The organism is Geobacillus sp. 46C-IIa, assembly GCF_014679505.1.
Lineage (GTDB): Bacteria > Bacillota > Bacilli > Bacillales > Anoxybacillaceae > Geobacillus.
The window spans coordinates 2,776,079-2,790,203 of record NZ_CP061474.1; the positions used below are offsets into that span (position 1 = coordinate 2,776,079).

Here is a 14,125-nt window from a genome sequence, read left to right on the forward strand (position 1 = left end):
ATTCCCCCGTTTCACTAGTTTGATATGTTTATTGTCTAAAAATCGCTGTCATTTCGCAACCCGAACATAGGTCAATTCTTTGATCCTCTTAACTAGGAGGTTGGCGAAAACAACGGATTCGCTCAATTTGCGAGAGGTGGAAAGGAATAAAGTTACAGCGCTGCAAAGCTTCTCAATTTGAAAACTGCTCCGTGAAAGCGTCCTCTTCTCTTCAATGCCCGGCCTTCTAGGAAGCTCCCGCTTTGGAACAAAGCGGGAGTAGGGGAGAAAATCAATCTATGATATAATCGAATTGGTTCATTATTTGTGCAATTGAAAAGGAGTGCACTATTATGTCAGTAAAACCGCACGTATTGACCGAACGCGGCATTTTCCGCTATGAGCAAGTGACGTATCCGATGGAAGAACGCGGCTTGCAGTTTGGCGATGGCGTCTATGAGGTAGTGCGCCTATACAGCGGAGCGTACGTTTGGCTCCAAGAGCATCTCGATCGCCTATACCGTTCGGCGGCCGCTATTCGCCTGTCCGTCCCGTTCGCTCCCGAAGAGCTGTCCGAGCGGCTTGAGCAGCTTCGCCGCATGAACGACGTGCGTGAAGATGCGATTTTGTACTTGCAAGTGACGCGGGGCAGCTTTCCGCGCAGCCATACGTTCCCGGCGGAAAATCGGCCGAATTTGTACGCCTACATCCAGCCGATGGCGCGGAAAACAGACGAAATGGCACACGGTGTGCACGCCACGTTAACGAAAGATGTTCGTTGGGAATACTGCTATATTAAAAGTTTGAATTTGCTGCCAAACGTGCTGGCGAAACAAGAAGCGGCCGAGCGCGGTGCGTTTGAAGCGATTCTCCACCGCGACGGCGTCGTGACCGAGGGCAGTTCATCGAATATTTTTCTTGTCAAAGACGAAACGGTGTACACCCATCCAGCGACGGAACGGATTTTAAACGGCATCGTCCGCACGAAAGTGAAGCAATTTTGCGGAGAGCTTGGCATCCCGTTCATTGAAAAAGCGTTTTTGGTCCACGACCTCGCCGGGGCGGATGAATTGTTTTTGACGAGCACAACCTCGGCTATTACTCCGATCGTCCAAGTGGATGACATAACCATCGGCGACGGCCGGCCAGGAGCGGTGACAAAATCCTTGCAAGCCGTCTATCAAAAGGCGACGCAACCGGCCGCAAGCAACGCTTGACCGGCTTCACCACACAAAAGAGGTGTCCCATCACTCTCCTTTGGGACACCTCGCCTTATTTATGAGCTGAGCACAGCGCGGTCGCTGGCGAACTGGCTGCCGCGGATGCGCTGAAATTCCTCAAGCAGCCGCTCGACCGTCAACTCCTCTTTTTCCTTTCCTTCGGCAGCAAAGATGATTTGCCCGCCATCCATCATAATGAGCCGGTTGCCAAGGCGGATCGCCTGCTCCATATTGTGCGTCACCATCAGCGTCGTCAAGTTGTGCTGGGCGACGATTTGTTTCGTCAGTTCAGTCACAAGCTCGGCCCGCGCCGGATCGAGAGCAGCGGTATGCTCGTCAAGCAAAAGCACGTCCGGCTTCGTAAACGTCGCCATCAATAACGAGAGCGCTTGCCGCTCCCCGCCGGAGAGAAGCCCCACTTTGGCGGTAAGCCGGTTTTCGAGCCCTAAATGGAGCGTTTGCAGCGTTTCCCGGAACCATTCGCGCTTTTGCTTTGTCACGCCGAGGCGGAGCGTGCGCCGCTTCGTCCGATTGTAGGCGAGCACTAAGTTTTCTTCAATCGTCATATGCGGTGCGGTGCCGGCCATCGGGTCTTGAAAGACGCGGCCGATGTGGCGGGCGCGTACGTGCTCCTTAAGCGCGGTCACGTTGCGGCCGTTGATCCACACTTCGCCCGTGTCAGGAGACAACCGACCGGCGATGATGTTCATCAACGTCGATTTTCCGGCGCCGTTGCTGCCGATGACGGTGACGAAATCGCCGGGGGAAAGCGTTAAATCGATGCCTTGTAAAGCGATTTTCTCATCAGCCGTCCCTTCGTTAAATACTTTTGTAATTCGTCTTAGCTCCAGCAATGGACTCCCCCCTCTCCAACTGCTGCGCTTTTCGCTTTTTCCGCCGCTTTTCTTTTTGTGCCGCCCAAACGTTTGGCACGATGAGCGCCGCCATGACAATGAATGCGGTAATCAATTTCACATCGCCCGTCTCCAAAAACTCGACGCGCAAGGCGAGCGCCAAAATGAGGCGGTAAACGACAGCGCCGCCGATGACCGCCCACGTCGCGCGCACGACCGAACGGGCACCAAACAACGCCTCTCCGATAATCACCGAAGCTAAACCGATGACAATCATCCCGACCCCCATGTTGACATCACTGAACCCCCCGTACTGGGCGATAAGCGCCCCGGAAAAGGCGACGAGCGCATTCGACAGCCCGAGCCCGAAGACAATGAGCCAGTCCGTGTTGGCGGAAAAGCTCGCCACCATCGGTTTGTTGTCTCCGGCCGCCCGCAATGCGATTCCGAACTCTGTTTTCATCAGCCAGTCGAGAACCCCTTTGATCACGAACGTCAGCACTGCCATCGAACATAAAATCGCCCATGTCCGCGGCGCAAAGCCCGTAAAGGAAAACAGCTGACCGAGCACCGCATCCAATCCTGTTTGCTTCCAGACGGCTGTGATCTTCGTAATGACCGTCTCCTGCTGCAGCAGCGGCACGTTCGATTTCCCCATAATGCGCAGATTAATGGAATATAAAGCGATCATCATCAAGATGCCGGATAAAAGTGGGTTGATTTTCCCTTTTGTGTGCAAAAGCCCGGTCACCGCTCCAGCCGCAAAGCCGGCCACCAGCGCTGCGGCCGAAGCGGCAAACGGGTTCGCTCCACCGACAATCATCACGGCAGCGACCGACGCGCCGGTGACAAAGCTGCCGTCAACCGTTAAATCGGGAAAATCCAAAATGCGAAACGACAAGTAGACGCCAAGCGCCATGATGGCATAAATCAATCCAGCTTCCACAGAACTAAACATCGCTGCCCACACCATTCTCACCTGCCTTTTGGCGCCCCCCTTCATCGAAGGAAGGATGGCCGTTTATTCAATATATTCAGCGATCGAATCCCATTCCGGGTTGAGTTCAATTCCCATTTCTTGCGCTGCTTTTTTGTTAATGGCCAGCTTCAATTTTTGCGGGTATTGCACCGGCAGATCGGCCGGCTTTTTGCCGTCTTGCAAAATTTGCGCCGCCATCTCGCCCGCTTCATAGCCGATGTCATAATAATCAAACCCGTACGCCGCAAACCCGCCGCGCTTCACTGAATCAAGCTCGCCGACGAAAAGAGGAATGTCATGTTCATTGGCCACTTGAATGACTGACTCAAGCGCTGACACAACCGTATTATCGGTAATGATGTACAGGCAGTCGACCTTGCCGATCAGCGATTCGGTCGCCTGCTTCACTTCGGCCGACGTGGATACCGAGGCGGAAACGATTTTCAAATCGGTTCCTTCCATCGCCTTTTTCACTTGATCCACCTGTGCGACCGAGTTTTGTTCGCCAGCGTTATACACCATCCCGACGCGGTTGCCTTGGATATACTTATCAATAAACTGCACCGTTTTCGGAATCGCCTCCGGATGCGTGTCCGTCGTGCCTGTCACATTGCCGCCCGGCTTCTCCATCGATTGGACAAGCTGGGCGCCGACCGGATCGGTCACTGACGTAAAAACGATCGGAATGTCTTTTGTTGCATTGAGCGCTGCCTGCGCGCTTGGCGTCGAGTTGGCGAAAATCAAGTCGACGCCATCGGAGGCAAAATTGTTGGCGATCGTTTGGTTGTTGCTTTGGTCGCCTTGGGCGATTTGCACGTCATACTCGACGGACAATCCCTTGTCCTTTAACGCTTGCTCAAATCCTTTGCGCGCTGCATCAAGCGACGGATGCTCGACGATTTGTGTCACCCCGATTTGATACGTCTTTTCCTTCGCTTCCTGCCCGCCGCCGTTTCCTTGGCTGCCTCCCGCTTCGTTCGCTCCACCGCAGCCGCTAAGCAGCAAAAAGCTGGCTGCGCACAACGTGGCAAGCCGCCGCATATGTTTGCCCATCATCCGATTCCCCCTATGTAGATTAGTTTAGCCCTTTTGAACGTTTATGCTTTTATGTGTCAAATTATATAAGTTTATCTCTTTATTTTCAATATACTATTCAAAAAAAAGAAAAAGTGCTGAACATTCAGCACAATTAAGCATGGGAAGCGGTCAACCGTTCTTTTAAGGCTCTCCGCAAAATTTTTCCTGTCGCATTTTTTGGCAGTTCCTCTAAAAAGCTGATTTCGCCTGGCACTTTATACTTCGCCAACCGCTCGCGGCAGTAGGCGATTAATTGCTCCTCAGTCAGCTCCGGATTTTTCGCGACGACAAACGCCCGCACCGCCTCGCCGTAATCTGGATCCGGCACGCCGATCACAGCGGCTTCGACGACGTCCGGATGGCTGTATAGCACTTCCTCGACTTCACGCGGGTATACGTTGTAGCCGCCGACGATGATCATCTCTTTTTTTCGGTCGACGATATAGAAATAGCCGTCCTCGTCCATGCGCGCCAAATCGCCGGTGTGCAGCCAGCCGTCGCGCAAGGCAGCCGCCGTTTCTTCCGGCATTTTGTAATACCCTTTCATGACGTTGGGACCGCGGACAACAAGCTCGCCGACTTCCCCAACCGGTACTTCTTCCCCGTATTCATTGACGACCTTGTTTTCGACGTTTTTAATATTCGTTCCGATCGAACCAGGCTTGCGCGGCCGGTCAAGCGGGTTGAAGCACGTAACTGGCGACGCCTCCGACAGCCCGTACCCTTCCGAGACGATCACATTGAATTTTTTCTCAAAGTTTTCCAGCAGTGCGACCGGCATAGAAGCGCCGCCCGAGATGCAAAGCCGAAGCGTGCGCAAATCGTCCGCCCTCCCCCCCTCATGCTGGTAGAGAAAGTTATACATTGTCGGCACGCCGGCAAAAATCGTCGCCTTTTCCTCGCGGGTTAACGTAAACATGGCCGCTGGGCTGAATTTCGGCATAATCAGTACCGTCGCTCCATTCATAAGCGGGGCGTTTAACGCCACCGTCAGGCAAAAGACGTGGAACATCGGCAAAGCGGCAATGACGCGGTCATTTTCATTGATGCCCAAATAATCAGCCGTGTCTTGGGCATTGCTGTACAAGTTTTTATGAGTAAGCATCGCCCCTTTTGGCTTGCCGGTCGTTCCAGACGTATACAAAATAACAGCGACATCATCATCGTCAAGCTCCGGCCCTATAAAATCCGGACTGCCGGCAGCCAGCACTTCTGCAAACGATTTCATTTCTGTTGACAATGGAATGCCCTTTTCTTTCCCTTGCGGGGTTTCGCAAACGATGGCGGTCTTTAAGAGCGGCAGCCGCTTCTTTGCCTCGACAAACAGCGGCGCGAGCAAATCGAGGCCGATCACCGCTTTGACATCGCCGTTATGCAAAATGTAGGCAATCTCCTCCGGCGTATAAATCGGGTTGATCGGGATCACAGTCGCTCCGAGCCGCAGCGCTCCGTATAGACCGATGACAAACTGAGGCGAATTGCCAAGCAACAGGGCGATATGATCGCCTTGGCGGACGCCAAGTTGCGCCAGTCCGTCGGCAAACTTCGATACGGCTGCATTCAATTGTTGATACGTGCATCGTTCCCCCATAAACACATACGCATCTTTGTCCGGCAGTTGTTGCGCCACTTGTGCCAACCGCGCCGTTAAATTCATCATCATCCCTCCAAAAAAATGAATGAATGACCATTCATTTTATAAATAAAAAAATTCGAACTATACTTATTATAAAAAAAAGAACAGCAAAGGACAAGAGAAAGCGTTTCCTTTGCTGTTTTTTTCGGTGGTCGGCTTATCGTGCCCAGACGAGGCCGGTTTGAGCGAGGCGAATGACGCCCTGAAACGTCCTCCCCGCCTCTTCGATGAGCTGCCCATGGCGGCCAACGTGCGGCAAATGCGTCAACCATAGCTCGCCGACGCTCGCCCCTTCAGCGATCATTGCCGCCTCTTCGCTTGTCATGTGCCCGGCGGGCGCCGCATTTTGTCCGGCATAAAAGTTGCACTCACAAATAAGCAAATCAGCTCCTTTAGCAAACGGCACAAACTCCGGCATATAACTCGAATCGGCCGTGTATACGATCGTGTTGCCGCCGGCGGTAATGCGCATCGCATAGCACGGCACCGGATGAACTGTTTTTAGGAACGTAAGCGAAAATGGTCCAACAGCAAGTGTCCCTTTCGGATCATAGGCGATCCCTTCCGTAATGCCGTTATGCGTCAGGCGGGCAAACGCCCCCTCGTCTTCCGCATGGCCATAAATCGGAAGCACCGGCAAGTTAGCCCCTAAATGTTTATGAATGAGGCGCGCGTATTGCAGCGGGCCGATATCAGCGATATGGTCGTAGTGGTAATGAGAGAGGATGACTGCATCCAAATTTTCCACGGCCGTGTAGTTTTGCAGCTTGGCGAGCGCCCCGCTCCCGCAATCGACGAGCAAGCGAAAGCCATCATGCTCGAACAAATACGCCGATGTCGCTTCATTGGCGGCCGGAAATCCTCCCCAATAGCCGATGACCGTTACTTTCATTTCCTGTTCTCTCCTTTCATTCATTTTGTCTTCATCATACACAATCGCGTCCATTTTTTCATCTTTATCGTTTTTTGTTTTAAAACACATATTGACATTTAACTTTGTGTTATAATACAATAAAACTACCAAGACAACGGAGGGGATCGAAATGTTGATGAAAGTGTTGGAATTTTTCAAAAACCTGCCGCCCAAAAAATGCATGCATTGCGGCAAAGAAATGGATGAACAGCATGAATGTTACGGCAACACGTGTTCTGACTGCCTTGGCGCCGCTTACCGCCGATAGGTGAGCGGACGCTGCCCTTGCGTCACGTTCGCCGGCTGCCCCGCCGGCGATAGGCTGTTCCCCGATGCAGCCTGCCTTTTTCCTTACCGCCTCCCACTGAGGGGGCATTTTTTTTGCACCATGCATCCCTCGCATCTCTCACGCATTTTGAGACACCGCAACGCAGCCGCAAAAAAGAAAGACAAGTTGGCGATCCAAAACAGGACGGGAATTCCCCCGAGAAACCATTCAAGTCAAACAAAAGCAAAAGGGCTGATCTCAAAAGGATGCCTACAACCTTTTGGGACCAGCCCTTTGCCCGTGAAATGAATCGATGGTACGTTGTCGGACGCTTCAGTCCAAAAACAATCGCGCTTAAGCCGCGGTTTCACTTTCCGTCCATACCGCATAGCGGCGGCGGTAAAGCAGGCGGAAATACGCAAGCGTCCCCGCTGCAAAGGCTGCAGCCACCGCCGCCAATATCGCCGCCTCCTTCCACATGAGCGCAAAATCACCGCTCGAAATAACAGCCCGCAGCCCGAGGAGGGCATGGGTCATCGGCAGCCACGGATGGAGCGATTGCAGCGCGTCCGGAATGAGCTCCAGCGGGTACGTTCCGGCGCTTCCTACAAGCTGGGCGATGAGCAGCAAAATGGCAAGAAACCGGCCTGGGTTGTCAAACAAGGTAACGAGAAACTGGACGATCATCATAAAGGCCAAACTAATGATCCACGTAAACAGCAGGAAACGCCAGACGCTTTGCACGTGTAAATCAAGCCCGTACAGCAGCCATGCATCCGCCAAAAGCGTTTGTGCCGCCGATGCAACGGACAGCACCCCCCATTTTCCAAAAAACCAAGCCGCTCCTGACGACGGCCGCGCGGCTGGTTCACGCAACGGAAAGACGATCGTGAATAGCAAAGCGCCGACGAACAAGCCAAGCGATAAAAAGTACGGGGCAAAGCCGGTTCCGTAGTTCGGCACGTGATGGAACGGCCGTTTGTCGTTTTGCACCGGATCGGCGATCATCTCAGATACGCGTTCGTTTACTTGAATGCGATCTGCCTTTTCCGCCCCTTCGCTTAAACGGTCGGCCAATTCGCCCGCTCCTTGTTCAAGACGCGCAAGCCCGGCCGACAGCGATCGTCCGCCGCCGAGGAGTCTGTCAAATCCTTGATGGAGTGAATCCGCTCCTTTGGCAACAGCAGACACACCGTTGGATAGTTCGTTTGCCCCATCAGCCAGTTTGCTCGTCCCCGAGACGAGCCGGCTCGAACCGGAAGCAAGCCGATGGATTCCGTCAGCCAGTCTGCTGCTCCCGCCAGCGACCGTTTGTGCTCCTTGATAAGCAGCCTGAAGCTGGTTCTCAAGCTCTTTCGCTCCATCGGCTACTGCTTGTTGGCCGGCCGCTAAGCGATCGGCGCCATCAGCAAGCTGCTGTTGTCCGTCAACGAGCTTTTCGATGCCGCCTTGCACCGCCTGCTGTCCGGAAGCGAGCGCGGCCGCACCGTCAGCGAGGCGGGAAGCCCCGTTTTTGATCTGCCCCGCTTGGCCGGCTAGCCCGCGGATGCCGGTCGCTATGTTCTCGCTTCCTGCTACAAGCGGCTGAAGCTGCTCATACAGCATCTGTAACGTGGCTTTTTGCTGCGGGTCGTCCGTTTGTTCGATCATCCTTTCGAGTTGGGCGGCATATTGCTGCAGCCCTTTGTTCACTTCGTCCGCTCCGGCGGCCGCTTCGCCCGCCTTTTGTTGCCACGCTTGCCCCCCCTTCTCCAACTCAGCCGCCCCGTTATGAAGGTCGTTCGCCCCGCTAGTTAGAGATGGCAATCGCGCTTGCAGTTCTTTCATGCTATTGAGCGAAGCATGCAATCCATTCGCGAGCGACGCCGCCCCATTTTGAGCAGCTAGAGCGCCAGAAGCGATCTGTTGGCTGCCGGCAGCCAGTTTTCCAAGCCCGTCCTGCAGCGCCGTTGCGCCAGTTTGCAGTTGTTTCGCTCCATTGTTTACCGCTTGCAAGCCGTTTTCAAACGACAATGATTGCTCAGCCAGCTCGGTTAAATAACGGAACACATCAGCGGCCCCGTCTTTGGCTTTTTCCGCTCCGGCGGCTAAACGGGCGCTTCCTTTCTTCGCCTCCTCCATCCCGTCGGAAAGCGAACGGCTTCCTTGTTCTGCTGTTTGGAGCCCATCGCGCAGTTGGACAGCTCCTTGACTTGCCTCACCGAGCCCGTCAGCCGCTGTCTTCATCTTCGTTAACATGGCTTCCGCGTACGTTTTCGTCACATTTTTGGCAATTTCTTCTTTTATCGCCTCGATGGCGGAATCGCCAACCTTTCCAGCTAAATAGTTCGCCCCTTCATTCGGGATGTATACGAGTCTCAGCGGCTTCGGGTTGCCGCTTTGCATCGTTGCTGCGTTAGCGGAAAAATCGCTCGGAATCATAACGGCCATGTAATACGTTTGATTCTTCAGACCATCGTACGCTTGCTTGCGGCTGACGAACCGCCAATCAAACGTGCCGTTTTCCTTCAGCCGCTTCACCACATCGTCGCCAAGCTGGATTTTCTTGCCGTCAAACACCGCTCCCTCATCTTCATTAACGACCGCGACCGGCAACTGATCTAAATGTCCATATGGATCCCAAAACGCCCATAAAAACGATCCGCTATAAAGAAGGGGAATGAGCAAAACAGCAAGAATCGGAATGAGCACTTTCGGACGGAAGATGATCGCCCGCAATTCCTTGACCAACATGGAGATGATCCCTCCTTTGCACAAATGACCAATTTATTCATTTAGTCACATCTGTCAAAAAAAGACAGGATTATCTACTTGGACAATCCTTGCAAAAAATACAGTGTAAACAATTCAGCAATTTGCTCTTTTGCCAGCGGCTCATGATCTTTCTCCCAATCGACAATGAGGGCGATGTACATCTTCAGCATTAAAAACGCCGTTATTTCCGCATTGCACGGGCGGATTTCCCCTTTTTCCACCGCCGTCTCAATTTTTTGCCGGATAAACTCGACCATCGCCCGGTCGAGCTTGGTCAGCACTTCCTGCACCGCTGCCGTACCGATGCTGCGCACTTCCTGAAGCAGCTTCGCTATCAGCTGATGGCGCTGGCGGAATTCTAAAATGCGGTACAAGGCGCGATGTACGTTTTCGGAAAACGGCAACGACGGATCCATCGCCTGCTCGGCCTCTGCTTTGATTTCCGTGATCAAGGAAGAAACGATTTCATCAAGCAGCTCCTCTTTGCTTTTAAAAAACGTATAAATCGTTCCTTTGCCGACGTTGGCGAGCTTGGCGATCTGTTCCATCGTCGTCGCCTTATAACCGAAAGCGGCGAACGATTGGGACGCTGCTTCGATAATTTGCCGTTTACGGTCGCTTGCCATTGGCCTCATCCTTTAATTTGACTGAACGAATAATTTGGTCAATCCATTTTTATCATATCATGTCCCCGCCCTAGCGTAAAGGGCGAAACTGATGCACACCCAAAGAAACGCGGCCGCAGCGCCGCCTACATCAAGGCGGCTTACGCCATTTCGGCTCCTAGACGAAGCGGTGTCCGAGGACTAGTCAGCCGCCGGCCAGGCGGCCGGCTAGCGGACGTTGCTGTACGCCGCTTCCGCTGGCCGGTTTGGTTCCCCTTGCCGCAGATAGTCAAGCACATCGCGGACCGCCTTTTCCCCTTGGTCAATGCAATCAGGCAATCCGAGCCCCTCATAAGAACTGCCGGCTAAAAACACCCCTGGCAGATCGGACGCCATGTGCTGCTTAATCGCTGCCAGCCGTTCGCGATGCCCGACCGTATACTGCGGCATCGCCCGCTTCCATCGGGAAATGACGGCAAATTCCGGCTGGCCATCAATTTTCATCACTTTGTTTAAGTCATCGAGCACAATGCGGACGATCTCATCGTCCGGCTGATCAACGATGTCCTCGTCGCCCGGGCGTCCGACATAGCCGCGTAAAAGCGCTTTGCCGGGCGGCGTCGTATGCGGCCACTTTTTATGCGTCCACGTGCACGCCGTCATCGTGTAATCGCTGCGGCGCGAGACGACAAACCCGGTGCCATCGATATCTTGGCGGATCGCTTTCCCCGGAAAAGCAAGCGCCACCGTCGCCACCGATGTCAGCGGCACCGACCGGAACAGGGCAAAAAACGGATAATCAGCGAGCATGTCCGGTACAATGTGGTGCGGCGTGGTGATGATGACGCTGTCCGCCTCCCACGCTTCACCGGTGCTCAATTGCAGCCGGTACGCTGAACCGGTGCGGGTGATCCGCTCAACGCGCGTCCCTTTGATGACGCTGCCTGGTTCAAGCCGCTTTTCCACTTCTTCGACAAGCGATTGCAAGCCTGTTTTTAACGTCTGAAACGCCCCTTTTCGCTCCTTCTGTTCTTTTGGCGTCGTCCGTTTTGCTCCGCGAACGAGGCTTCCGTATGTTTGTTCGAGTTGAAAAAAATGTGGAAAAGTAGCCATTAAACTCATTTCATCGATATCGCCCGCATAAATGCCAGACAGCAATGGCTCAATCAGATTGTCCACTACTTCATCGCCTAAACGGCGGCGGAAAAAGCGGCCAAGCGGCATGTCGCCGTCTGCTTTCACCGGCGGCAGCACGAAGTCGAGCGCCGCCCGCAGCTTGCCGGCCGGAGAAAACAACCCGGTCGTTAAAAACGGGGCGATGCGCGTCGGAATGCCCATCACCGCTCCGCCTGGGATCGGATATAATTTGCCGTTGACTAAAATGTATGATTTCCCAGTCGCATTATGGACGATTTCATGCTCAAGGCCGACTTCCTTTACGAGGCGGAACGCGCTCGTTTTCCGCGCCAAAAAAGAGTCCGGCCCGCGCTCAATGACATAGCCATCGCGGACGACCGTTTGCACTTTTCCGCCGAGCCGGTGCGTTGCCTCGACAAGCTTGCACGTCAGCGGCAGACGCTGCTCTTTGACCGCTTTTTGCAAGTAGTAGGCGGCAGTGAGACCCGTAATGCCGCCGCCGATAATCACAACGGTCTGTTGCCCTTCACTCATGCTTATCGCCTTCTTTTGCGAGCCGCTTTAACACGACCGTCGCCAATGCATCAATAAACAGCGGATCGGTGTTCGGCATTTCCGGCCGGTAATAGCGGGCGCCAATTTCTTCCGTCACTTGCTTACATTCAATGTCATTATCATATAACACTTCCAAATGATCAGCGACAAAACCGACCGGCGCATAAACAAACGATGTATAGCCGCACTCATCGTGCAACTGGCGCGTCAAATCTTGCACATCCGGACCCAACCAAGGTTCTGGCGTGTTGCCAGCGCTTTGCCAGCCGACGGCGTAATGGGCAACCCCAGCTTGCTCGGCGATGCGCTTTGCCGTGTCTTCAAGTTGCACCGGATATGGATCGCCGGCTTGAATGATTTTTTCCGGCAGGCTATGAGCTGATACGATGAGCACAGCCTGCTCCCGCTCACGCTCCGGCATGGCGGCAAAAACAGCTTTCACTTTTTCCGACCAATAATGCAAAAATTTCGGTTCGTCATACCACTGGTCAATCGTATAAATAACCGGGCCGCCAAGCCTTTCCGCCGCCGCTTTCGCCCGCTCGTTGTATGAACGGATGCTGAATGTGGAATAATGAGGCGCTAAAACGATCGCCACCGCCTCTTTCACACCGTCGGCATGCATGCGTTCAACCGCATCCTCGATAAATGGCTCGATATGCTTCAGCCCTAAATACATGCGAAACTCGACTTCCTCTTGCACTTCGTTCAGCCGCGCCTCGAGCTGTGTCGCCTGCGCTTCCGTAATTTTAGCGAGCGGGGACAGCCCGCCAATCGCCCGATAGCGCGCTTTTAAGTCGTCAATTTGCTCTTGCGGCGGCTTCCGTCCGTGGCGAATATGCGTGTAATACCGTTCGATATCGTCTTCTTTATACGGGGTTCCATACGCCATGACAAGCAGTCCAACCGTTTGTTTCGCCATTGTGCTGCACCTCTTTTAGTTCGTGGAAGTATAGTCGTGGATAAAGGCAGTCAGCCGCTTCAATGTCGCCGGCTGAACGTCCGGGAAAATGCCGTGACCCAAGTTAAAAATATAGCCCGGCTGCTCCATCCCCTCGTCCAAAATACACTTCACCCGCTCTTCGATCACATCCCATGGCGCGAGCAGCACCGCTGGATCCAAGTTGCCTTGGATCGCCTTTGTAATGCCTTGGCGACGCGCCTCACGAATCGACAGCCGCCAATCAAGGCCGATGACATCAAGCGGCAAGTCGTTCCACTCGCGCGTCAAATGGCTCGCACCGACGCCAAACATGATGAGCGGCGCTCCTTCCTCGCGCAAGGCAGCAAAAATGCGCGCCATCGCCGGCTTAATAAACGTCCGATAATCATCCGCATTCACAGCGCCAACCCAGGAGTCAAAAATTTGCACCGCGCTCGCCCCTGCTTGAATTTGCGCTTTCACATAGCGGATCGTCATTTCGGCAAGCTTGTCCATTAAGGCAAACCATGCTTTCGGTTCAGCGTACATAAACGCCTTTGTTTTATGATAGTTTTTGGACGGGCCGCCTTCAATCATGTAGCTGGCCAGCGTAAACGGCGCGCCGGCAAAGCCGATGAGCGGCACATCCAGCTGTTCGTTGACAAGCAGCCGGATCGTCTCGAGCACGTACGGCACATCGTGTTCCGGATCGATCTCCCCAAGCCGCTCAACATCATGAAGCGAGCGGATCGGGTTGGCGATCACCGGCCCGACGCCGCCGCGAATTTCCACATCCACGCCAATCGCCGGCAGCGGCGTCATAATGTCTTTATATAAAATGGCGGCATCCACGCCATATTGCTCCACCGGAAGCCGGGTGACATAAGCGCAAAGCTCCGGCTGATGGGTAATCTCAAATAATGAATATTTTTCCTTCAGCGCCCGGTATTCCGGCTGTGACCGTCCGGCCTGCCTCATATACCATACCGGCACATAGGCCGTTTTTTCGCCGCGGCAGGCGCGCAAAAACGTATCGTTCATTCGTCTTGTCATCTCCATCCGCCTTTCTTTCATCCAGTCCAGTCAACCATTCCCTTATTTTTTTGCACATTCACATTGCTTATCTCTTTTTCACTATACCGCTTTCGATGCCCAATGTATAGAGAAGGAAACGAACTGTCAAAAAATCGACCGATTTTTCAACCCATGCCTATTATAACAAAAAA

The 14,125-nt window shown here is 53.6% G+C and carries 12 protein-coding genes; 2 read left to right on the top strand and 10 right to left on the bottom strand.

Annotation, left to right across the window (positions count from 1 at the left end; translation table 11 throughout):
• Window positions 1-332: 332 nt before the first annotated feature.
• Window positions 333-1,196: a D-amino-acid transaminase gene (dat, locus tag IC803_RS13785; RefSeq protein ID WP_081207734.1), complete on the top strand. Its 864-nt coding sequence runs from the start codon at window positions 333-335 to the stop codon at window positions 1,194-1,196.
• 59 nt (window positions 1,197-1,255) lie between these two features.
• Here dat and IC803_RS13790 read toward each other — a convergent pair whose 3' ends face one another.
• From IC803_RS13790 to IC803_RS13810, 5 genes are all read right to left on the bottom strand, one after another.
• A complete protein-coding gene (locus IC803_RS13790; protein WP_081207733.1) occupies window positions 1,256-2,053 on the bottom strand; it encodes an ABC transporter ATP-binding protein in 798 nt (265 codons plus the stop codon).
• Entirely contained in the window at window positions 2,019-3,011 is a 993-nt protein-coding gene (locus IC803_RS13795) for an ABC transporter permease (RefSeq protein WP_081207826.1), read from the bottom strand. Before IC803_RS13795 ends, IC803_RS13790 begins: the two co-directional genes overlap by 35 nt.
• A 63-nt stretch (window positions 3,012-3,074) precedes the next feature.
• The gene (locus tag IC803_RS13800) at window positions 3,075-4,085 is read right to left on the bottom strand and encodes an ABC transporter substrate-binding protein (RefSeq protein ID WP_081207732.1); all 1,011 of its coding nucleotides are present in this window, start codon (window positions 4,083-4,085) and stop codon (window positions 3,075-3,077) included.
• A 136-nt stretch (window positions 4,086-4,221) separates the two neighbouring features.
• Window positions 4,222-5,766 carry a fatty acid--CoA ligase family protein gene (locus IC803_RS13805; protein ID WP_081207731.1) on the bottom strand — a complete coding sequence of 515 codons (1,545 nt, stop codon included), beginning with the start codon at window positions 5,764-5,766 and terminating at the stop codon, window positions 4,222-4,224.
• Between the two features lie 136 nt (window positions 5,767-5,902).
• Window positions 5,903-6,637, bottom strand: coding sequence for an MBL fold metallo-hydrolase (locus IC803_RS13810; RefSeq protein ID WP_081207825.1), 735 nt, complete (start codon window positions 6,635-6,637; stop codon window positions 5,903-5,905).
• A gap of 151 nt (window positions 6,638-6,788) precedes the next feature.
• Between IC803_RS13810 and yhfH the strand changes: the two genes are divergently transcribed.
• A complete protein-coding gene (gene yhfH, locus IC803_RS13815; protein WP_081207730.1) occupies window positions 6,789-6,926 on the top strand; it encodes a protein YhfH in 138 nt (45 codons plus the stop codon).
• A gap of 354 nt (window positions 6,927-7,280) precedes the next feature.
• Here yhfH and IC803_RS13820 read toward each other — a convergent pair whose 3' ends face one another.
• From IC803_RS13820 to hemE, 5 genes are all read right to left on the bottom strand, one after another.
• Window positions 7,281-9,659: a YhgE/Pip domain-containing protein gene (locus IC803_RS13820; protein WP_081207729.1), complete on the bottom strand. Its 2,379-nt coding sequence runs from the start codon at window positions 9,657-9,659 to the stop codon at window positions 7,281-7,283.
• 74 nt (window positions 9,660-9,733) lie between these two features.
• The gene (locus tag IC803_RS13825; protein ID WP_081207728.1) at window positions 9,734-10,306 is read right to left on the bottom strand and encodes a TetR/AcrR family transcriptional regulator; all 573 of its coding nucleotides are present in this window, start codon (window positions 10,304-10,306) and stop codon (window positions 9,734-9,736) included.
• 207 nt (window positions 10,307-10,513) lie between these two features.
• The gene (gene hemY / locus IC803_RS13830) at window positions 10,514-11,956 is read right to left on the bottom strand and encodes a protoporphyrinogen oxidase (RefSeq protein ID WP_081207727.1); all 1,443 of its coding nucleotides are present in this window, start codon (window positions 11,954-11,956) and stop codon (window positions 10,514-10,516) included.
• Window positions 11,949-12,899, bottom strand: coding sequence for a ferrochelatase (hemH, locus tag IC803_RS13835; protein WP_081207726.1), 951 nt, complete (start codon window positions 12,897-12,899; stop codon window positions 11,949-11,951). The genes hemY and hemH overlap by 8 nt, the downstream gene beginning before the upstream one ends.
• A gap of 15 nt (window positions 12,900-12,914) precedes the next feature.
• Entirely contained in the window at window positions 12,915-13,952 is a 1,038-nt protein-coding gene (gene hemE, locus IC803_RS13840; protein WP_081207725.1) for a uroporphyrinogen decarboxylase, read from the bottom strand.
• Window positions 13,953-14,125: the final 173 nt, after the last annotated feature.

Coding starts and splice junctions, on each gene's coding strand:
- hemH (WP_081207726.1), bottom strand. CDS start 12,899: ATGGCGAAACAAACGGTTGGACTGCTTGTCATGGCGTATGGAACCCCG.
- IC803_RS13795 (WP_081207826.1), bottom strand. CDS start 3,011: ATGTTTAGTTCTGTGGAAGCTGGATTGATTTATGCCATCATGGCGCTT.
- IC803_RS13810 (WP_081207825.1), bottom strand. CDS start 6,637: ATGAAAGTAACGGTCATCGGCTATTGGGGAGGATTTCCGGCCGCCAAT.
- dat (WP_081207734.1), top strand. CDS start 333: ATGTCAGTAAAACCGCACGTATTGACCGAACGCGGCATTTTCCGCTAT.
- yhfH (WP_081207730.1), top strand. CDS start 6,789: ATGTTGATGAAAGTGTTGGAATTTTTCAAAAACCTGCCGCCCAAAAAA.
- hemE (WP_081207725.1), bottom strand. CDS start 13,952: ATGACAAGACGAATGAACGATACGTTTTTGCGCGCCTGCCGCGGCGAA.
- IC803_RS13800 (WP_081207732.1), bottom strand. CDS start 4,085: ATGGGCAAACATATGCGGCGGCTTGCCACGTTGTGCGCAGCCAGCTTT.
- IC803_RS13825 (WP_081207728.1), bottom strand. CDS start 10,306: ATGGCAAGCGACCGTAAACGGCAAATTATCGAAGCAGCGTCCCAATCG.
- IC803_RS13805 (WP_081207731.1), bottom strand. CDS start 5,766: ATGAATTTAACGGCGCGGTTGGCACAAGTGGCGCAACAACTGCCGGAC.
- IC803_RS13820 (WP_081207729.1), bottom strand. CDS start 9,659: ATGTTGGTCAAGGAATTGCGGGCGATCATCTTCCGTCCGAAAGTGCTC.
- hemY (WP_081207727.1), bottom strand. CDS start 11,956: ATGAGTGAAGGGCAACAGACCGTTGTGATTATCGGCGGCGGCATTACG.